The organism is Photobacterium sp. GB-36 (genome assembly GCF_003026135.1).
GTDB lineage: Bacteria > Pseudomonadota > Gammaproteobacteria > Enterobacterales > Vibrionaceae > Photobacterium.
In genome coordinates this window covers 1-19,995 of the sequence record NZ_PYNY01000034.1, presented here as the reverse complement: position 1 = coordinate 19,995, position 19,995 = coordinate 1, and the positions used below count along the sequence as shown (strand labels likewise).

General features: G+C 39.6%; 17 protein-coding genes. 4 read left to right on the top strand and 13 right to left on the bottom strand.

Features of this window, described 5'->3' with window-relative positions; all coding sequences use genetic code 11:
• Positions 1 to 10 precede the first annotated feature (10 nt).
• From rpsD to C9J46_RS19560, 4 genes are all read left to right on the top strand, one after another.
• The gene (gene rpsD, locus C9J46_RS19575) at positions 11 to 631 is read left to right on the top strand and encodes a 30S ribosomal protein S4 (RefSeq protein ID WP_005370959.1); all 621 of its coding nucleotides are present in this window, start codon (positions 11 to 13) and stop codon (positions 629 to 631) included.
• Positions 632 to 654: 23 nt separating this feature from the next.
• Positions 655 to 1,644, top strand: coding sequence for a DNA-directed RNA polymerase subunit alpha (rpoA, locus tag C9J46_RS19570; RefSeq protein WP_005370957.1), 990 nt, complete (start codon positions 655 to 657; stop codon positions 1,642 to 1,644).
• Positions 1,645 to 1,678: 34 nt separating this feature from the next.
• Positions 1,679 to 2,062 (top strand): 50S ribosomal protein L17, encoded by a 384-nt coding sequence (gene rplQ / locus C9J46_RS19565; protein ID WP_005370955.1) that lies wholly within the window; start codon positions 1,679 to 1,681, stop codon positions 2,060 to 2,062.
• A 94-nt stretch (positions 2,063 to 2,156) separates the two neighbouring features.
• Entirely contained in the window at positions 2,157 to 3,137 is a 981-nt protein-coding gene (locus C9J46_RS19560; RefSeq protein WP_107291401.1) for a glycosyltransferase family 4 protein, read from the top strand.
• A 1-nt stretch (position 3,138) separates the two neighbouring features.
• Here the strand turns inward: C9J46_RS19560 and C9J46_RS19555 are convergent, their stop codons facing one another.
• The 13 genes from C9J46_RS19555 to C9J46_RS19495 all read right to left on the bottom strand — a co-directional run bounded on the left by C9J46_RS19555 (position 3,139) and on the right by C9J46_RS19495 (position 19,417).
• Entirely contained in the window at positions 3,139 to 4,602 is a 1,464-nt protein-coding gene (locus C9J46_RS19555) for a response regulator (protein WP_107208695.1), read from the bottom strand.
• A complete protein-coding gene (locus C9J46_RS19550) occupies positions 4,599 to 5,288 on the bottom strand; it encodes a hypothetical protein (RefSeq protein ID WP_107208694.1) in 690 nt (229 codons plus the stop codon). The genes C9J46_RS19555 and C9J46_RS19550 overlap by 4 nt, the downstream gene beginning before the upstream one ends.
• Entirely contained in the window at positions 5,285 to 8,575 is a 3,291-nt protein-coding gene (locus C9J46_RS19545; protein WP_107247897.1) for an SLBB domain-containing protein, read from the bottom strand. Before C9J46_RS19545 ends, C9J46_RS19550 begins: the two co-directional genes overlap by 4 nt.
• A complete protein-coding gene (locus tag C9J46_RS19540; RefSeq protein ID WP_107208692.1) occupies positions 8,572 to 9,357 on the bottom strand; it encodes an OmpA family protein in 786 nt (261 codons plus the stop codon). The genes C9J46_RS19545 and C9J46_RS19540 overlap by 4 nt, the downstream gene beginning before the upstream one ends.
• Entirely contained in the window at positions 9,357 to 9,668 is a 312-nt protein-coding gene (locus C9J46_RS19535; RefSeq protein ID WP_105061076.1) for an STAS domain-containing protein, read from the bottom strand. The genes C9J46_RS19540 and C9J46_RS19535 overlap by 1 nt, the downstream gene beginning before the upstream one ends.
• 51 nt (positions 9,669 to 9,719) lie before the next feature.
• On the bottom strand, positions 9,720 to 11,507 hold the full coding sequence (locus C9J46_RS19530; protein WP_107291400.1) for a sugar transferase: 1,788 nt from the start codon (positions 11,505 to 11,507) through the stop codon (positions 9,720 to 9,722).
• 10 nt (positions 11,508 to 11,517) lie between these two features.
• The gene (locus C9J46_RS19525; protein WP_199187173.1) at positions 11,518 to 12,585 is read right to left on the bottom strand and encodes a glycosyltransferase; all 1,068 of its coding nucleotides are present in this window, start codon (positions 12,583 to 12,585) and stop codon (positions 11,518 to 11,520) included.
• On the bottom strand, positions 12,578 to 14,026 hold the full coding sequence (locus tag C9J46_RS19520) for a sugar transporter (RefSeq protein ID WP_107208689.1): 1,449 nt from the start codon (positions 14,024 to 14,026) through the stop codon (positions 12,578 to 12,580). The genes C9J46_RS19525 and C9J46_RS19520 overlap by 8 nt, the downstream gene beginning before the upstream one ends.
• 3 nt (positions 14,027 to 14,029) lie before the next feature.
• A complete protein-coding gene (locus C9J46_RS19515) occupies positions 14,030 to 14,368 on the bottom strand; it encodes a hypothetical protein (protein WP_107208688.1) in 339 nt (112 codons plus the stop codon).
• A gap of 65 nt (positions 14,369 to 14,433) precedes the next feature.
• On the bottom strand, positions 14,434 to 15,585 hold the full coding sequence (locus C9J46_RS19510; RefSeq protein WP_107291399.1) for a glycosyltransferase: 1,152 nt from the start codon (positions 15,583 to 15,585) through the stop codon (positions 14,434 to 14,436).
• Positions 15,575 to 16,918, bottom strand: a complete 1,344-nt coding sequence (locus C9J46_RS19505) for an O-antigen ligase family protein (protein WP_107291398.1) — start codon at positions 16,916 to 16,918, stop codon at positions 15,575 to 15,577. Before C9J46_RS19505 ends, C9J46_RS19510 begins: the two co-directional genes overlap by 11 nt.
• Positions 16,905 to 18,281, bottom strand: coding sequence for a lipopolysaccharide biosynthesis protein (locus C9J46_RS19500; protein ID WP_107291397.1), 1,377 nt, complete (start codon positions 18,279 to 18,281; stop codon positions 16,905 to 16,907). The genes C9J46_RS19505 and C9J46_RS19500 overlap by 14 nt, the downstream gene beginning before the upstream one ends.
• On the bottom strand, positions 18,278 to 19,417 hold the full coding sequence (locus C9J46_RS19495) for a glycosyltransferase family 4 protein (RefSeq protein ID WP_107208684.1): 1,140 nt from the start codon (positions 19,415 to 19,417) through the stop codon (positions 18,278 to 18,280). Before C9J46_RS19495 ends, C9J46_RS19500 begins: the two co-directional genes overlap by 4 nt.
• Positions 19,418 to 19,995 lie beyond the last annotated feature (578 nt).

Here is a 19,995-nt window from a genome sequence, read left to right as displayed (position 1 = left end):
AGAAAGAAAAATGGCAAGATATTTGGGTCCTAAGCTAAAGCTTAGCCGTCGCGAAGGCACTGACTTATTCCTTAAGTCTGGTGTACGTGCGATTGATACCAAGTGTAAGATTGATAACGCGCCGGGCCAACATGGTGCTCGTCGTGGTCGTCTATCTGATTACGGCGTTCAGCTTCGTGAGAAGCAGAAAGTTCGTCGTACATATGGCGTACTAGAAAAACAATTCCGTAACTACTACAAGACAGCTGCCCGCATCAAGGGTAACACAGGTGAAAACCTGCTTCAGCTTCTTGAAGGTCGTCTAGATAACGTAGTTTACCGCATGGGCTTTGGCGCAACTCGCGCAGAAGCACGTCAGCTGGTAAGCCACAAAGCGATCCTAGTTAACGGTCAAGTCGTAAACGTTCCTTCTTTCAAGGTAGCGGCAAACGACGTTGTTAGCATTCGTGAGAAAGCTAAGAACCAAGCACGCATTAAAGCAGCTCTAGAAGTTGCTACACAGCGTGAACTACCGACTTGGGTCGAAGTAGACAGCAGCAAGATGGAAGGTACGTTTAAGCGTCTTCCAGAACGTTCTGATTTGTCTGCCGACATCAATGAACACCTGATCGTCGAGCTTTACTCTAAGTAAGGCTACAGTTAAGAGAGGACACAATGCAGGGTTCTGTAACAGAATTTCTTAAGCCGCGTCTTGTTGACATCGAACAAGTTAGCACGACACACGCAAAAGTAACTCTAGAGCCATTAGAGCGTGGTTTTGGCCACACTTTAGGAAACGCTCTTCGTCGTATTTTATTATCTTCTATGCCAGGTTGTGCTGTAACAGAAGTTGAAATCGACGGTGTGTTACATGAGTACAGCACCAAAGAAGGCGTTCAGGAGGATATCCTTGAAATTCTTCTAAACCTTAAAGGTCTAGCCGTTAAGGTTGAGGGTAAAGATGAAGTTATTCTTACTCTGAACAAATCTGGTGCAGGCCCTGTTGTTGCAGGTGACATCACCCATGATGGTGATGTTGAGATTGCGAATCCAGAGCACGTAATCTGCCATATTACTGATGACAATGCTGAATTAAGCATGCGCATCAAGGTAGAGCGTGGTCGCGGCTACGTACCAGCATCAGCTCGTATTCACACTGAAGAAGATGAGCGTCCAATTGGTCGTCTGTTAGTAGATGCTACTTACAGCCCAGTGGACCGTATTGCTTACGCTGTTGAAGCAGCTCGCGTTGAACAACGCACTGACTTAGACAAGCTAGTAATCGATATGGAGACTAATGGTACTCTTGATCCTGAGGAAGCTATCCGTCGTGCAGCAACTATTCTTGCTGAACAATTGGATGCATTCGTAGATCTTCGAGATGTACGTGTTCCTGAAGAGAAAGAAGAGAAGCCGGAGTTCGATCCGATCCTACTGCGTCCTGTAGACGATCTTGAACTAACTGTTCGCTCTGCTAACTGTCTAAAAGCAGAAGCGATCCACTACATCGGTGATCTTGTTCAGCGTACTGAGGTTGAGCTTCTTAAAACGCCAAACCTTGGTAAGAAGTCTTTGACAGAAATCAAAGATGTATTGGCATCTCGTGGTCTATCTCTAGGTATGCGCCTAGAAAATTGGCCGCCAGCTTCAATCGCTGAAGATTAATAGTTTACTGATATCTAGTTAGAAGGATTAGGTCATGCGCCATCGTAAGAGTGGTCGTCAACTCAACCGCAACAGCAGTCATCGTAAAGCGATGTTCAGCAACATGGCTAGCTCTCTGGTACGTCACGAATTAATTAAGACTACCTTGCCTAAAGCAAAAGAGCTACGTCGCGTAATTGAGCCTTTGATTACCCTAGCTAAGACAGACAGTGTTGCTAACCGTCGTCTTGCATTCGCTCGTACTCGTGACAACGAAGTTGTTGCGAAACTATTTAACGAACTAGGTCCACGCTTTGCTGCGCGTCCTGGTGGTTACACTCGTATCATGAAGTGCGGTTTCCGTACTGGTGATAAAGCTCCTATGGCTTACATCGAGTTATTAGACCGTCCTGCAAAGGAAGAAGCTGCTGCTGAATAAGCAATAGCCGTTAAATAAGAAGAGAAGCCGAGTCATTAGACTCGGCTTTTTTTTTGCATGTAATTTATAATGATGGATTCATTATGTGGTTATTATGCTCTATGTGATGCTTGATAGTTCAGGTTTTGGTGGGATTGAAAGCCATGTGTTACAGCTTTCATTGCTTCTTAAAGATAAGAAAATTCCGTTTAAAGTTGTTTTTATCTCTAAAGCATCTAATCACCCGCTTTACCCTTTATTAGAAAAAAACCAAATTGAATATTTTACTTCAGCAAGTTTTGTCCATTTTTCATTGCTAGTTCAGTCTCATGATATTCTGCATGCTCATGGATATAAATCTTCATTATGGGCGCGATGTTTAAAACTGCTACGCAGATGTAGAGTGCTTACCAGTTTTCACGCCGGTGAGTTTTTAATTGGACGTTTAGCTTTTTATGAATGGCTTAATCGTTCGACTAGTTTTTTATCAACGAATTTTGCTGTAAGTGACGAGATAAAATCGAAAGTACCTTTTCAGTGTTACGTCTTAAATAACTTTATTCATTCTATTCCTCCCTTTGTGTTACGTCGCCGACATACAACTTTTCAAGTCGGTTTTGTTGGCCGGTTATGTCATGTCAAAGGTATTGACCGCTATCTACAGCTTTCTAACCAATGCCCAACTATTAAATTTCATGTTTTTGGTGATGGTGAAGAGTCTAATTTATTGGGCAGTTATCCCAATATTAAATGGCATGGCGCCGTTGAAGATATGTCACTTCATTGGAATAAAATTGATTTACTGCTTATCTCTTCACGTGCAGAAGGGCTACCAATGGCAGCTTTAGAGGCGATGGCATATGGTATTCCTGTAATAGGCACAAAAGTGGGTGATTTGCCTTTGCTTGTAGATACGAGATGGCTTGTTGATGAGTTTGATTGGTCAAAGTTAGCTTGGCATATCCTCTGTTTTGACTCTATGACCAACAAAGAGTGGCAGGCATGCTCTAAATATAGCTATATTCAAGTTGTAACTAAATTTAGTGGAAAACAACGCTGGAATATACTTGCTAACGCCTATGGAATTAAGCAGTAATTTATCTATATATGCTGATTAACGTTTTATCATCTATGGCTGAGCGTTGCGGATTTTGCCAAATTTTCATATGCCTTTCTTTCGCTTGATAATGTGTTAATCGATTGATTTGGTTAATAGTTATAGGGTGGTTAGCAAGTCCATCGCTGTAACAATGAAGGCTGACATCTTTGGTTAGTGTAATGCGTTTTGGTTCTATGGTTAATTGGGTATTGATCCCTAATAAGCCCATATTTTCTTCTAGATGTATGCTCTTATCATGACTTAGTTGAAGTGCTGCAGGCATGCCTGCATTGTAGATGTGCACAGTATTATTATTATCTATGATCATTATCATTAAACAAATCAAATGACGATTATTGGGTGCAGCAATAAGTTGTTGGTTGAGTATCTCGCATATTTCTTTTGGACTTTCTATACCTGCATCAAGCAAGCCAGCAATATAGCCAAACCAGCCAATACCGTTAGCTTTAGCCAATGGACCATGTCCCATATTATCTCCGAGGATGAGCATAGCAGGCTTGTCTTTTTTGGGTTCTCGATATAATAAAAAATCACCTTGGTTTATCGGGTATTGATCAATATCTATTGTGATATCTCGAAGCATAATTTTGGATGGAAATTCTGATTGGTAAGGTGTCATCTGTGCCAATAGCTGTTTTTCAAAAACAGACGCTAGCGTGCTATGGCGCTTTAACACTCGTTTCAGTATTGTGAGTAATTTTTCTTTATTGAGTGGTTTTGTTAAATAGTCATCAATACCTGCTCTTGCTGCTTCTAAAAGTGTGGCGTCTTTGTTGTCTGCTGAGATGAAGATAAAGGGTAATGACTGGCAGTGCTTGAACTCTGTCACTTTATCTCTAAAACTGAAACCATTTATATTGGGCATGTGTAAATCGGTTATCACCATATTGCATTGGCTATGAGCTAGCCAATCGAGTGCTTCAATGGGCTTACTGAAGAGAATGAGTTGATAGTGATCGCGGAGAAAGGTCGCAAATAGTGCGAGTTGGCTTGGGCTATCATCAACGATCAGAAGTTGCGGTTTTGACTTTTTTTGTGGAAGGTTAAATTGAATAATATTTTGGTGATTGGTGAGAAAATATTTAAAGTCAGGGAAGTAGGTATTGATCAGAGCGAGCCCTAATTTATTGCAAGCGGGCTCTTCAGGTAATATTGCGGAGCTGATTTTTTCTTTCATTGCTTGCCAATGAGAGCCGTTATCAATGATTTCAAATCGAGCTTGATTATTACGTAAGCCATATTTTAATTCAACGTGACTTGCGGTTAAGCGTTGATGTGCAAGTAAATTAACACAGTATTCATTACAAACTAGGATCATATGCTGACTCAGCTCATAACTTAAATTGAGCTTATTGCTTTGTGATTTTAGCCAGTGCCTAATGGTTTTTAAGTTCTCGTAATTTAAGCAAAAAGTCTGTTTGAATAATACCTGATTGATCATTGATATTTTCCTTGTAGAAGTTGGCTGTTATTTAGCATTGCGGTAATTTTTGCTTTGATCCTTTCGGGGAGCCACCATGCTTTGGTATTGAGACTTTTTAGCATTCGTTGTGCGAGTGTCGGATTAAATTGATCATTAATAATAAGGCCAATGATATTACAGTTACTTTTTTCTAGTTTGGTAATACTTGTTAGCAGTTTACTTTCTGTCGTCTTGGCTGCGGAAAGGCATAAAAGGATGCCATCGCTGGCATTAGCGATATTAACGGCTGGTAAATTTCGCCAGTTAGCGGTGTTGATATTGCCTGTATCACAAATAATATAGTGATAATGTTGTTGCCAATACTGGAGAAGATAACGAAGTTTATGGGGCTGTCGCAATGTGAGCACTGTGGATTGATCTTTGGGTTGGGGCAAAATATCTAGAAAGGGATGCTTATTAATAAGGTTTTGCTCTTTATTTTCGGTTTCCCACGGTGTTGGCTCGAATCCTTGCCCTGATCCAGAAAGATCAAGATCGATCAATAGCACTTTTGTTTGGTTTACAGAGCAACGTTCAGCTAGCCAATAGCTCATTGTTGAACTTCCGCATTTTTGATTGCAGCTTGCAACGCAGATTATGCGAAGTTGTTGCTGGTGCAATTGTTGGAATAGGTGTTCCATTTCTTCGCTCAACCAAGGTTTCATAATGCGGCTCCTATTACAAGCAAGGTTGTTACAAAACTAAATGCGTCTTGAAGGCCTTGTCTTAACAGTGTGCTTGTTGAATCATCTTCATTGGGGACATATACCGTATCTCCTGGACGAAGCATGGGGATCGGTGTTTCTGCTGGATATTTTATGTAGTTCCGTAAACTGAATGTTTGGCTTTTATCTCCGCAACATGAACTATTGACGATCATTATTTTATCTATATAGGCTTTATCCGTGGGGCCGCCTGCTTCTGCTAGTAAATCGAGTAAAGACATCTGGCTGTTGAATGAGTAACGCCCTGGTTTTTTTACTTCTCCCATCAGTCTTACAACACGATTTGCAGGTTTATCTAACCAATTTCCATCTTGATGCGGAATGTAGATAACATCGCCAGGGACTACTTTGGGTAATAAACTTTCATCGCCAGTTTCAAAATACAGAGTAAGGTTTAGTGTTGTGACATTGGCATGGGTCCCGTTACGATGGCTGATTTTTATTTGCTGTAAGTTAGCATCTTTATTTGGGCCATCTGCTGCTGAAATAATATCTAAAAACCCTAAGTCACTATTAAAGGCATATCGCCCAGGTGAGTTTACTGCCCCAAAGACATAAATAGATTCCTCTGCGTTTTGTCGAATCCATGTGGATTTATTATCACTGGGATCACGTGGGAGTTCATCGACCATTATCGTATCTCCCGCCCTTATGGTTGGGAGTGTTGCAAAGTTACCGCCGCGATCGATAAATTTCTCTAAATCAAAATAAATAATACTATTTGGATCGTTTTTGTTTTTCTTGATAATGCGAATACTGCTTAAGTTCGCGCTTTCTAATGGGCCGCCAGCAAGAGCAAAAATCTCTAAAAAAGTCAGTTTTCTATTCCATTTAAATCGCCCCGGACCTTTTACTGAACCAATAACCATGACAGTTTTATCATCTTTCGCTTGAGTTGTTTGTGGTACATAAATGACATCGCCGGGGAGTACGGTAGGAAGAAGTTTTTCATTACCAGTCTCAAAGTACCTCGCAAGATCGAGACGAGAAACGGTTGTTTTTTTACCATTGCGATGTGTGATGAGTAACTCTTGAATATCTGCATCACCAATTGGTCCGTCTGCGGCAGAGAGAATGTCGAGAAACCCTTGTTCTTTATTAAAACCATACCGACCAGGAGATCCTACGGCCCCAAAAATATAGATCGAATCGCTTGCTGCTTGACGGAGCCAGCTGGATTTACTGTCGCTAGGGTTGTGCGGGAGTTCATCAACGATAATGGTATCGCCGTATGTGAGCTTGGGGAGTTTACTTTCAGGGCTTCCTTGCTTAATAAAATTCTCAAGATCAAAAAAGAGTACTTGATGCCCTTGAGCCGAGGGTTGATCTTTTTTCGGAAGTCTTACAATGCGAATACTGGATAAGTTAGCTTTATTTTTTGGTCCTCCAGCCATGGAAAGTAGATCTAAAAAGGTTAGCTTTTCGTTGAAATTAAAACGTCCGGGGGTATAAACCGCACCGATAATCTTAATTGCATGATGATCTGAAGCTTTTGATATTTTTGGTATATAAATAACGTCCCCAGGAACGACTTTGGGTAAGACTGATTCATCCCCAGTTCGAAAGTATTCGGAAAGATCTAACTGAGTAACATGGCTTTGAGTACCATTGCGATGCGTAATAAGCACTTCTTGTAAGTCAGCTTCATTACTTGGCCCATCAGCGGCTGAGAGAATATCAAGAAATCCTTGGTCATTATTAAACGCATAGCGACCAGGCGCGCCAATTGAGCCAAAGATATAAATAGAATCTTTTGGTGCTTGGCGTAACCAACTGGCTTTATTATCACTGGGGTCATCGGGTAATTCATCAATAATAATGGTCATTCCTGCAGAAAGCTCAGGAAGTAATCTTTTAGGATGGCCTTTTTTGATAAAGTTTTGGAAATTAAAGAAAGAGACCTCATGGCCTTTATTAAGATCTTTGTCTTCGGTGATGAGTCGAATATTCGTTAAATTTGCACGTTTAGTCGGGCCTTCTGCGTGAGCGAGTAGATCCATGAAATCCATCGCTGGGCTCCACTCATAGCGCCCTGGAATATTGATTGCCCCTATAATTTTAATAGAGCGATCATCCGTAATTTTAAGCCATGACTTTACATTTACGGTGGTTTTTTCTGGAATAAAAATGACATCACCTGTTTTCATCAGCGGGATATCATAATCTTGTGGTGATTTAGTAAACTCAACGAGATTGATCGTTATTGGCGGTTCTGTTTCACTGAGTATTTTGATCTGAGTTGTATCTGCGAAACGTGTTGGACCACCGGCATTGGCTAGCACATCAATAAATTTTGTATTTTTTCCTATTTCGTAAGCGCCAGCGGCTTTCACTTCCCCCATGACAAAGGCGGTTCTTACCGTTGTACTGATGTCATCAATTTCAATCGGAGCATAAATTGTGGTTCCCTCTTTTATAGGAGGAAGATGCTGGGTATCACCTGTATCTAAGAAGGTTTTTAGATCAAATATATAAGGTTTATTATCGGTAACCACTCGAATTTTAGTTACGTCGGCATAGCGTGTTACACCATCTGCACGCATGATGGCATCAACCACATTCATTTCTGGCTTATAACTAAATGTTCCTGGGTTTCGGACTTCACCAAATAATGTTAAGCCATTTTTTTTGTTTGAATCACCTGTGTTTTGAATAGCTGCAGCATCAAAATCAACTTCAATGTTGCCGAGCAGTGGAGATACAGGGACGAAGAGGGTATCGCCATTGGTTAAGGTAGGTAGATTGGAGGTATCACCCGTATCTAAATATTTTTTATAATTAAAACGTTGAGATATGCCATTACGTATGATGGAGAACTTGTTTAACTGCGCGCCTGATCTTGCACCGCCAACAGCAGCAAGTGCTAATTGAATATTGCTGTTAGGTTTGAGTGAAACAGTTCCTGGAGTTTCAACATAGCCAAGTACATGAATACGGATGAGTTGTTCTTTTAAGGTAAGCTTAAAGTCATCAAGGTTAAGATAGATAGATGATAGTTTTTGTTTTATTTTTTGTTCAGCATCTTTGATGGTGAGCTCTGCGATCGATATTGTACCGACTTCTGGGAGTTGAATTTTTCCGTTATCATCAATCGTGAAATCGTCACTGAATGCTTTTTCGCCTGGTACAAACAGGAAAATACGATCGCCTGCCGTTAGCGTGATTGTATTGTCTGCCCGTAAAGGGAAGCAGATAAAGAGAATGAGTAGGCAGAAGATACGGATCATAAGCCATCTCGAATTGTATGCCAGTCCTTTATATCAAATACGCGATGAATAGACTGAGCGTGGTGTTCAACCAATACTCTTGCTTCTACTTTTCTATTATTGAGCTGCTTTGTGAGAGTGTTATCGTCAATGGCCTGTGTTTCTCCAACACTAAGCACCGTTATTTGGTTAGGATCAACGCCATTTTCAACAAAGAAGTCTTTAACTGTATTCGCTCTTTCTAAGCCAAGAGCATAGTTATTCAGTTCATTACCTTGGCTATCGGTATAGCCAATAAGTTGTAAGTGCCAGTGCTCTTGACGTTTAATTATTCCAGCGGCATAGCGGAGTGATTCTTGATAATCAGGCAACAAGGTTGTTTTATTTAACGCAAACTGGTTATCGACGGACATATATAATAAGAAACGCTCTTTGAGTTCTACTTCAGAATAATTGGGGTCAAGGCATAGGGTGTGATATTCCAACCAATCCATTTGCTTTTGGATCACGGCATTCTGGGTTTGGTATTTTAAAAGAGTAATTTCAGCATCACGATCAAAACCGTTAAGGGCTTCTTCTCTTGCTTTTAAATAAAGGTTTTGTAATCGGATATATTGACCAGGAAGACAATGTTTGGCGCCTCGTGTTGCGAGTAATTGGAGCTCAAACTGATGGTGTTCGAGTTGATGGAGTTGGGTTTGTTTTGGCGGTGAAAGTGGAATTTCTCCTTGCGCAGGCCAAAAAGTACTACAACCTGTCAGTAGTAATAATAAGGCTATAAGCAGCAATAGAGGCGATTTCATTAAGTTAACTCTGCTGATGTGATGAGTGGGATCACTTTATCAATCCTGAGCATTTGCATTAACTCTCTAGGTTGACCGTTAACATTAAGTAGACGTAAACGACGTCCTCGGCTTTTTAAGCGTTTATAAAGAAAAACAATGGCACCAATACCACATGAGTCGATAAATTGGACTTGCGTCATATCAATGACGAGTTCCATTCGCTCGGTTTGACTGAGAACATCAAATTCACTTTCAAGCTCCCTTGCTCTTTGCGCATCAAATTCATCTTGTAGAGCAAGTGCGATAACTGAGCTGGACGATGCGAACATAGGTATTCCTTATTCTCTATTTTAACTAATATGATTCAAAGGTTGTGCCAACTATTGTCCACGTCTCGTTACCATAATGTATGCTGTTTTGAGCAATATCCAGCAGTCCATTCTAAGCCATTGTAATGGTGATGCTAATGCGATAGCGTAAGCATGATCCCATGCGATCTTCGCTTTAACGTCTTCTATACAGCTGTCGTAGCCTTGATTTACTTGTGCTAAGCCTGTTATACCTGGGCGTAAGCCTCGAGTTCGTTCTAAGTAGAAAGGCAATGCATTTTGCAAATTTCCACATAGTTCAGGGCGTTCAGGGCGAGGGCCAATTAATGACATGTCTCCCTTTATCACATTAATAAATTGAGGCAGTTCATCTAATCGCGTATCTCTTAAGAACCCTCCTATTCGAGTGATACGAGGATCATTTTTTTGAGACCATACCGCGCCACTTTTTGCTTCAGCGTTAGATTGCATGGTGCGAAATTTCAACATGGAGAACAACATGATATGTTCATCATTAATTTGTCCTACACGCACTTGTCGATAAAAAATATCACCTTTGGAATCTAACCGTATAAGTAAGGCAATCAGGGGCCATAATGGAAGTGTGAGTAATAATCCTATAAAACTGAGAAGAATATCGAAGAAGCGTTTGAGGATAATCGTAAAAGAATGTTGGTAGGTATTGAGAGGCGGCTTTTTTTTCCAGCCATCTCTAAATTGCCCAAAGAGATAGCGTAGCATTCCAATTAAAGAAGATAGGTAACCACCTATTAAATAATGTAATTTATCTAACAGTTTATTTTTTACACCTAATAGAGGTAGTGCCGCAAGACCATATCCAACGACTTGCAATCCCGTTAACCATATGGCGAGAAGTGAGCCATGGACGGCAAGGTAACAGGTTATGCTTAGGTACATGATGAAAAGAAAAGGCATTAAGGTTCTTAAACCTTTACCAGATGCGAATAACCATTTTACCCCTGGCTGGTGGAGATTAAATACAAAACGACAGCGGATCAGTTGCTGTAAGTTACCGGCGCCAATACGCTGTCTTCGTTGATGGGTTTGTTCATTACTACTAATATCGAGCTCAATACTATTTATGCATTCATTATAAATCACATTATAACCTTGCTTAAGCACTTGCATCGGCAACATGAAATCGTCGTTGATGGTGTCGTAAGGCAATGGCTGAAATAAGCGTGATCGCATAATATAAAAAGCGCCATTGCCACCAATAACACTACCTAAATGTGATTCCGCAAAGCGCATATTATTTTGCCAAGACCAGTATTGTTTCTCACCTGTATTACCATCATAAATAAGGTAATTACCTGTGATTGCACCAACTTTAGGATCGTTAAAACTATGGGTTGCTTGTTTAAGGGCATCGATCGAGATAAGCGCTGATACATCACTTAATGCAACCAGTTCTGCATAAGGTTGTGCCATCGTGATAAGTTGATTTAGGCGCGCTAACTTTCCTTTATTGCTGGTGCTTATTTGCAACTGAAAATGAATATTAGCCCGTTGAAATTGGCTCTCCCATTGGCGACAAAGTTTTGCGGTTGCATCATTGCAACCATCGCAACAAATGAAGATAAACAGTTTTTCTGCGGGATAATCAAGCATCAATAAATTAGCCAGTTTATCGTTAATATGTGCTTCCTCATTATAAGCCGGAATAAGGATCGCAATGGCTGGAAAACTATCTGGTTCTACTGTAATGGTTTTTCGTTTTAGATGTTGTCCATACCACACCATAACAGCACTATAGATAACATGATGATAAATAATAATTAGCGTTAGAATTAAAAGAATAAACCAACTTACCATCATGGTTAGCTCCTTACTTCGCGAGGGCTTCATACGCTGCTGTCATCGTTCTTACATCAGCAACGTGTTGGATGAAATGCGCTGTTTTTGTTTCATTAGTCTTATGTGTCAGTACATGATCTAGAGCGTGAGCTAATTGGACAGGATCATTAGGCGATATTAATACACTGTTTTCTGGATGGGCGACATCGGGGATCGCACCAATATTTGATGCCACAATCGGTTTACCGCACGCTTGTGCTTCAAGCAAAGCTAAGGGGAGTCCTTCATGACGTGACGGCATGCAGAACACATCAATAGCGCGATAAAAAGAACGCATGTTTTTACAATAACCCAACCAGTGAATACGATGCTCAAGCTGTAAACGACAGGCGAGCTGTTTGAGGTTTGAGAACTGCTCGCCATCACCTGCAATAACAAGATGATAATGCTCTGGAAGTGATGATAGGGCGAGAAGCATGGTATCAATCCCTTTTTCTGAAACCAGTCGCCCAGCACAACCAATGAGTATTTGTTTTTGAGGCAACGCTAAGTCATGACGAGCGTCGGCTTGATCACCAATACAGTAAAAGTGACAGTCGATACCGTTATTAATAATATGATCGGCTGGACGACCTAATCGTTGATGAAGATCTTTGGCTATTGTTGGGGCATCGGCGACGAGTTCAACATGTTTATTTTTTAATAGCCAACGAGTGAGGGTTTGTTGTTTTGGCTCTTCTAGATGCCAACTGTCGTGCTCAGTATGTATATGGGTTGTGCTTAGCCCTAATAGTGCGAGTCGACTATAGAGTAAAGGACCTAAATGGTGGCTGTGAACCGTGGTGATCTTTAGCTTATTAATGATTTTTCTTAATTGATAAGCGGTTTGAAGATGTATACCTGAGGGTTTATTTAAAAATATTAATTGGTTTTTAAATGCTGCTAACTCAGGCCATGCTGAAATAGCAGATGTGGCTGTTTCTTCTAATGAAGCAACATAAACACGATGCTTTGATGAGGCAAAACGCACCAAATTCAGAACGAGCTTTTCTAACCCGCCAGGGCGTAAATGTTGGACGACTTGTAGTGTTCTAACCATGTTCATGTTCCTTTGAGAAGTAAGGAATGCGCACCAAGATTGGGTAAGATACTAACTGTCGGATATGGCTGGATTGATATAATCGCGTATCAAAAATAATCGAGATGCCTACAAGAAATAAAGCAATGACTGCGCCAAAAAGAATGCCGGACAAAAAGTTCATCCACCATGGCCAATTTTGAGGAGCATTCGGTACTGAGGGTTTGTCTATTATTTTGAGCTTGTCTGGTTCTTCAAAACGCCCAAGGTGGCCAGTGACTCTGGCCATTTCATAGCGCTCTAGTAGTTGGTTATAAATGTTCGATTTGACCTTATAGTTTCGCTCTAAACTGGTGAGTTTTTTTTCTAATTCTGCAAACTCCACCCGTTTTCCTATGATATTTGCAGCTTGTTTTTTGAGTAATACGAGCTCTTGATTAATGGCATCGATTTCAGACTCTGCTTGCTGTAAGGTTTCAAATTGGCTGAGCAATATAGGTTGGGTTTGGTTTTCAGGATCTTGAGTGCTATTAACTAGCCGTTGCCATAAACTGTTGATTTGATCTGGGGAAAGTGATTGCTGTAACTCAACTTGCCGAGTCCGCTCTTGTTTTAAACGCTCTAAACGGCGGAGTACATTTTTAATTAATGAATGTTGATCGGTATAACTGGCACGTAATATAGCAAGCTCGGCTTCGGCCATTACAATTTCTTGCTCTAGTTTGCCGATAACAGGGTTGGTATTTATCAGTGTTTTATACATGCTATCACGTTTACTTGTTGCGTGGAGTAAAGCCAATTCTGATTCGTTTATTTTCCTTAACAATTTAATACTAGTATCAACATTGACGCCTTGTAGGAGCGGTAAGTTATCCGCATTTTCTGCTTTAAAGGTGGCAAGCTCACTTTCTGCAAGCTCTAAATCTTTTTGGGTTGTTGTTAATTGTTTTTGTAAAAACACTTCTGAATTATCAATCGATGCTCGTCCAGGGGCTCGTAGCTTTTCTAAGAAAATGCGAGAAAGAATATTTAATATTTCTGGAATTTGTTCGGGTTGTTGCCATACAAGACTCATTTGAACGAGATCGTTACCTGTCAAATCAAGGGTGATCCCTTTTTCGAGTTGAGCGGTGACGTGTTTAATTTTTTGCGGGTTTTTATCAGGCACTAGATCGAGTTCATCAATTACGATCGCCAAAGTTGATTGGCTTTGGATCACGACTTGGAGTGCTTTAATTCGCTGCTCTAGATTCATTGAAATAGATAAATCTTCTAAAAAAGGATTAAGCAATGCGGCCTCCTGAACCAAAATAGTGGTTTCAGAGTAGTAATACTTAGTTTTAAGAAAGCCGCCTATTGTCATTAGAAAAGGCATAATGATGATGGGTAAAACTAATAAATAACGATGAAGCCATAATCCATAAAGTAATGGATATAAGCGCGTTATAAAGAGGTGGCGCATACCTTAGTTACTCCGAAGGAGCAACGTATCGATTGTTATTTGAGGAGAATACTCCAACGTTAAAGGGATTTGATGCTCTTGTGCGATCGTCTCTATGTTTTGCATTCGTTTTTGACTGTGTAATAAAGCGTCAAATTTATTATTGAGCTTAGCAGGGCCTACTGTTGCTGTTATTTGGTTATATGAGAAGGTTGAAAAAAATTGGATGATTTTACGGTGTTGCTCTGCGGTTAACGTCACTTGCTCTGAACTAAAAAAAAGCTCTAATTTCTTATTGGATTGTGAGGAACTGGCACACCCAACCAGCCCTAGTAAGATGATTAGATAGATTGTTCTTATCATCACGCATTCCTTTTTCTTGTGTGTATAAGAAAGACTGCAAAAAGAGTGCCTGATGTAAGGGTTTGTTATTCAGTCGTTGAACATCGTATTTTTTGTATAGTACTAATTATCTTTTCTATACGACGTTGCCAACTATCATGCTGGACGCTTTGGTATGCTTTTTGTTTATATTCATCGACTTGCTGTGGGCTTAATTGTGTAATGCGATCAATTTCTGAGAGCCATTCTTTCTGAGTTGTCGCAATTGACACTAAAGGTGAGTACTCTGTTGCGGCTTTATATTTACTGCTAATGACAGGACATCCGGCTGCTAAATATTCTCTTAATTTTAAGGGGTTACACATTTTAATTTGTTGATTGTTGATGAAAGGTAAAATAGCGATATGCCAATGTTGTAAATAACTAGCGAGTTGGTGATGAGGTATCGCAGGTAATAGATGGATATTCTCATTTTGCAATTGCTGAACTTGATGACACTCCTTATTCCCAAGCAAATAAAATTGAAGCTGTGGGCGTGCTAATGCGAGTTGTTGTAATAAATCGTAATCAAGCCAATTATTTAAACTGCCATAAAAGCCAATATTTTTTTTATCTTTATCAATGGCTGGTGGGCATTCATGTTTTGATTGAAATAAATGAAGATCAACACCATGGGGCAAATAATGTGTCTTGTGTTTCGGGAAGCGCGCCATTAATTGTCTGTTTGCCACATAAATAAGGTCGGCCTGCATACTTAATGTTTGTTCTGCTTGCATTGCTTTATCGTGATCGACCCCTGTTAGCGCTGAAAAATCATCTCCGCAGTAATAAATGATTAAATCGGCTTGGCAGAGTTCTATATATTCAATCGCACTCGGTAGAGCTATCCATAAAACGCGATAGTGTTTTTTTTGGGGAAGTTGTGTTGATAATAGCTTTTTATTGATGTATTTCATCGTCTTGTTTCGAGCTAATGGCCAAACAAGAGGTTTGATGATCTTTTTTAAATTTGTGGCGGAGATTTCAGTATCAGCTATTGCAGTACGACGCATAAAAGCCATGAGCTTTTCGATAATACGCCTGACATCTTTTGCTTGTAGTTGGGGTTGCCTTAAACCAATAGAATTGATCCAATAGACAGGATATTGCTGAGCAATGATTGATATTAAGTGCTGAGTGCTAGATGGATGTCGTCCCCAATCTTCACCAAAAATAATAAACTCTATATCACGATCCATGACTCAAATCCTTTTTATGGAGTTGATTTGTATTACAAGTTAATCGATCGGTTGCAATTAATAAGCTTAATAAAATATAAAAAGGCCACGTTGTTCCTTGTGTGAGAAAAGTACCACTGACAGAAAATGAAACCATGCCAAGCCATAGCCCTTCAGCAAGTGGTTGATATGTTGTTTTTTTTAATCGTTTAAGTAAGCGGTAACTAAGTTGGAAAGTTTTTATTAACAAAGTAACAAATAAGAATAACCCGACAAATCCGTTCTCAGCTAATATTTCAAACCAAGAGCTATGAACAGCATGGTTCTTACCATCCCAATGTACTGAGTAAAAATAGTAATTATTATAAAAATTACTTAATCCAACACCAGTAAATGGATGATCAACTGCCATCATTATTGCAGCGCCCCAAGCATAAAGACGCCCCATTGCAGACTCATCAATGGCGCCTGAACTAGCCGATGAAACAAATCTGTTTTCAATACCTGCGGCGACAAATAAAGCCATGATCCCAAGAGCGGTAATGATAAGTGGTGTGACGATATTTTTACTGCGAAGAAGCAGTGACATAAATACCACGCTAATTATTCCCAATTGTCCACCTCGACTTTCCGTTGCTGCAATACCTGCTAGGAGAGTTATGCTAATAAGCATCGCAATAAGACGAGCAATAATGTGACCATGGAAAATATAGACAGCAGTAAATGATAGCGGAAATAACAGAACTAAAGAGAGATCATTAGGATCACCGAGCATTGATCCAAATGCTCGCCCGATCGTGACACGTGTTTCTTCGACTAATCCAATCTCATAATATTTGTTATACAACGTAATAGAGGCAATCAATAAACCACAAAGAAAGAGTAAATAAGGAATTCTTTTTAGTTGAGAAATATGGGTGGGTAATAAGCTAATAGCAAAAACCATTAAAACGATTTTTAGAAAGTTACCTGACAACATTTCAAATGATTCTTCTCTATTAGAAGCAAAAGCACAGCTAATACTGACCCAAAATGCAAAGCAAAGTAGCCATGTATGCAATGGGTGCCACTTGAAGTTGCGATAGTTCATCCATAACTGCCAACTTAATCCGACCAAACAAGCAAGTGCTAATAACTTGGGTATTTTAAAGGGTTCAAGGAATGGCATTGCTTCATGTAAGCGAAAATATGAAAAAAGAATAAACCAAATACAGAGTAAAAAAGCACGCTTAACAACAAAGGGCAGGGACAGTATTCCAAGAAATGCAAAGTAATGTTTAAACGTGTAATTGCTTACAATAAAGCAACTTATCGTACTAAACAAAGCGATGATAATTTGTTTACCCCTTGTCATAGATCACCTGTAATACATGGCGATAGTTACAAAGGTGACGCCAAGGCCAATAGATTTGAAGGCAAAGAAGAGGAGTTAACAGAATGAGACAATAAGTGAGTTGATATTGCTGACAAAAACAGATCAGTATAATAAGTGAAAAACTGACAAACAAATCAGAGAGAGGATATCGCAGAGGGAGATGGTATTGACTATAAAAGTAAAAAATAAAAAGGCGCAATGCTTGAATCGCAATTCCACAATAGATCAATGCGAGAATATCAAATAAGGGTAATATATAAATAAAAACGAGTAATGATAATAGCGTTGACAGGCTATTAATCAATAATATTCCTTGTCCATGTTCGTGGTAATAGCAGCCGACATTAAGAAAAGTACAACAGCCTTTTAGCATTAACCACAATGCGATGAATGGGATAAGAACACTACTGTAATAAAACTCAGTATTAAGCCAAAACCTTAAAAAAACAGGGCCAAACAAAAGCACAAGAGCAGAAATAAGTATGCAAAGCTGGCAAGCTAAAATAGTAATATTGGCTAAGTATTGTTTACGTTGCTCTGTATTGATAAAGCTAAATCGTTTTGGAAACCACCACAACGCAAAAGGTTCTATTAATAAACTAGCGGCAACCCCCCACTGCATTGCAATTGCATAAGGAGATACCGCTTCCACTCCTAAATAATGCGCGATAGCCCAACGCTCAGCACCTAATGAAATAAAACCCAATAATCCAGAGATAGTTAGAATTGCACCATATTTTAATAATGCGGGGTTCATTGAGAAGCGTGGTATTGGCCATTGTTTATAGAGTAAAACACTACACACGACTTGTGCGATCAATCCAGCTAAAGCCATACCATCAACTTTCCATGTAGTGACCAACAAGAGCGCTAAGGCCGCTTGCAATAATGCCGTGATAAGTAAAATACTTACAAAGTGTTTAGCATTATTCTCAATTCGCAGCTTTGCTAAAGGGATCGCGTTCAGAGAGTTAAAGTAAATAGTAAAAATAAAACAATTAAAGGCAAAAAGTGGCGGCGGCCCAGGTAAAAGCGCTTGAATATCGTGATTAAAAAAAACAAGCAGGCTTGTAATTATTGCACCACATAACATGACTTGCCATAAGGCTTGGCCTAATAACCTTGTTGGGTTTGATGCATCATGATAAAAACGATAGAGACCATCAATGATGCCTAAACTAATGAGCAGTGATAAGAATGTAGTTAAAACTAATAATACATCAAGCTTACCGTATTCTTCCAAACCTAATTGATCTGTAACATAAGGTTGAATTAGCAATCCAATTAGTTTACAAAAGACGACTCCAATCCCATAAATCGCAACAACCTTTAATGTGCTCATAGTGCTTCAATCCACTGTGATAGCCGTTGCGCTTGAGCTTTTGCAGTAAAGGCTTTCATGACATGCCTATAACCGAGCTCTCTTTGAGTTTTTAATTCCTGATAGCTTTTTAGCTGGTGGTTTGTAATTGCCGTTGCTAATTCTGTAGGTGAATCTTTCTGTATCATCACTCCTATATCAGAGCAAAGGATCTCAGTACAACCAACAAGGTTAGTAGTAATAATAGGGATCCCTAATGCAAGGGCTTCTTTTAAAACTAGTGGGCCTGTATCAGTATCACCATTATTAGCGATGGTAAAAGGAGCGATTAGTCCTTGGTAACGTTGAGCATGAGATCGTAGCCAATCTGCATTTTGACTGCCTAAAAAAGAAACAGCGTTTATGAGTCCATGCCGTTTACAAAAAGATATTAGTTCCGATTTTAATGGCCCATCACCAACAATATCGATTTCAATCGGGTGTTTGAGTCGTTGTATGGCTTTCAATAACGTTATAAGCCCTTTTTTTTCAACCAATCGACCAATAAATAAAAAGCGCTTAGATGGAGACCATTCATTATTTAAAGTGGGATAGTTTTGCTCTTCAATCCCACAAGGTAGATAGTGAACAGGTGTCTTTGTTAGTGATTGCAAATGATCATGCATTGCCTTTGTCACAGCGCAGCAAAACTGACAATGAGAAAGCTTGGCTTGTAAATCTTGAGGCCCAGCGTAGATATCAGCGCCATGTCCAACAAATGACACTGGAATATTCAATATTTTTGCTGCAACGATTGCAATCGCTGAGCTATGCCAAGCAAAATGCGCATGAAGATGCTGGCATTGGTAACTATGTGCCCATAGCGCTAATTGTAGGCCTTGCCGAATAAGAGCGAGTTTTCCGAACTCATGTTGTTGGTAAATAAAAGGTAAGCTTCTTACGGAACGGGTGATGTGGCGAAAACTATAGTAGGGAAGGTTTGAGGGGTAGCAACACTGCTTCATTAATGGAATATCAGCACGTTGAAAGTGTTGACCTTTCATAAATGAAAACGGAACAACATGATGTCCAAGTGCAATCATTGCTCTCATTTCAACACCCGTGAATGTTTCAGATAAAGTAGGGAAACAAGGGATCACATAACCTATTGTCTTCATCACAGTGCTCCGCGAATGACTTTTAATAAAGAATTCAAACTTAGTGCCATGTTTCAGTGGCACTTAAGTAAGAAGATCATCAGCTATTGAGACAGATTGCATCGCATCGTGATTAAACGTCTTGTGTTTTGCAATTCATCATTAAGGTTAGATAGGGTTATTTAGTAAGAGAAGATGCACAAATAGAGGTGAAAATAATCACCAATGGAGGTATTGTTTGAATTATGAACACTTGGTTTTTTTTGTTTAATTTATTCTTGCCATCTTTATATTTGCTCTTATAATGCGACCCCACTGACACGGACAACGGCGTAAGCGGTTGCCGAGTTTAGTATTGTTCTTTAACAATTTGACCATGCAATCTGTGTGGGCACTCGTTGAAAAGTTAAGTCGAAAGATTTATCAATGATACTAGTGACCAATACAAATAACCATCTCTTATAGAGACGGATTATTTGGCACAGTCAATTCAAATATCCTAACTAGCTTCTAGTTAGCGGTATTTTAACAGTATTCATTGAGCCGGTCGAAAGACCACAAAAACTTTAATTGAAGAGTTTGATCATGGCTCAGATTGA

Bases quoted from the DNA above. Each gene is read 5' to 3' on its own strand.
- rpoA (WP_005370957.1), top strand. From the start codon at position 655: ATGCAGGGTTCTGTAACAGAATTTCTTAAGCCGCGTCTTGTTGACATC.
- rpsD (WP_005370959.1), top strand. From the start codon at position 11: ATGGCAAGATATTTGGGTCCTAAGCTAAAGCTTAGCCGTCGCGAAGGC.
- C9J46_RS19560 (WP_107291401.1), top strand. From the start codon at position 2,157: ATGCTCTATGTGATGCTTGATAGTTCAGGTTTTGGTGGGATTGAAAGC.
- C9J46_RS19505 (WP_107291398.1), bottom strand. From the start codon at position 16,918: ATGACAAGGGGTAAACAAATTATCATCGCTTTGTTTAGTACGATAAGT.
- C9J46_RS19510 (WP_107291399.1), bottom strand. From the start codon at position 15,585: ATGGATCGTGATATAGAGTTTATTATTTTTGGTGAAGATTGGGGACGA.
- C9J46_RS19495 (WP_107208684.1), bottom strand. From the start codon at position 19,417: ATGAAGACAATAGGTTATGTGATCCCTTGTTTCCCTACTTTATCTGAA.
- C9J46_RS19555 (WP_107208695.1), bottom strand. From the start codon at position 4,602: ATGATCAATCAGGTATTATTCAAACAGACTTTTTGCTTAAATTACGAG.
- C9J46_RS19530 (WP_107291400.1), bottom strand. From the start codon at position 11,507: ATGATGGTAAGTTGGTTTATTCTTTTAATTCTAACGCTAATTATTATT.
- C9J46_RS19540 (WP_107208692.1), bottom strand. From the start codon at position 9,357: ATGAAATCGCCTCTATTGCTGCTTATAGCCTTATTATTACTACTGACA.
- C9J46_RS19535 (WP_105061076.1), bottom strand. From the start codon at position 9,668: ATGTTCGCATCGTCCAGCTCAGTTATCGCACTTGCTCTACAAGATGAA.
- C9J46_RS19550 (WP_107208694.1), bottom strand. From the start codon at position 5,288: ATGAAACCTTGGTTGAGCGAAGAAATGGAACACCTATTCCAACAATTG.
- C9J46_RS19500 (WP_107291397.1), bottom strand. From the start codon at position 18,281: ATGAGCACATTAAAGGTTGTTGCGATTTATGGGATTGGAGTCGTCTTT.
- C9J46_RS19515 (WP_107208688.1), bottom strand. From the start codon at position 14,368: ATGATAAGAACAATCTATCTAATCATCTTACTAGGGCTGGTTGGGTGT.
- C9J46_RS19545 (WP_107247897.1), bottom strand. From the start codon at position 8,575: ATGATCCGTATCTTCTGCCTACTCATTCTCTTTATCTGCTTCCCTTTA.
- C9J46_RS19520 (WP_107208689.1), bottom strand. From the start codon at position 14,026: ATGCGCCACCTCTTTATAACGCGCTTATATCCATTACTTTATGGATTA.
- C9J46_RS19525 (WP_199187173.1), bottom strand. From the start codon at position 12,585: ATGGTTAGAACACTACAAGTCGTCCAACATTTACGCCCTGGCGGGTTA.
- rplQ (WP_005370955.1), top strand. From the start codon at position 1,679: ATGCGCCATCGTAAGAGTGGTCGTCAACTCAACCGCAACAGCAGTCAT.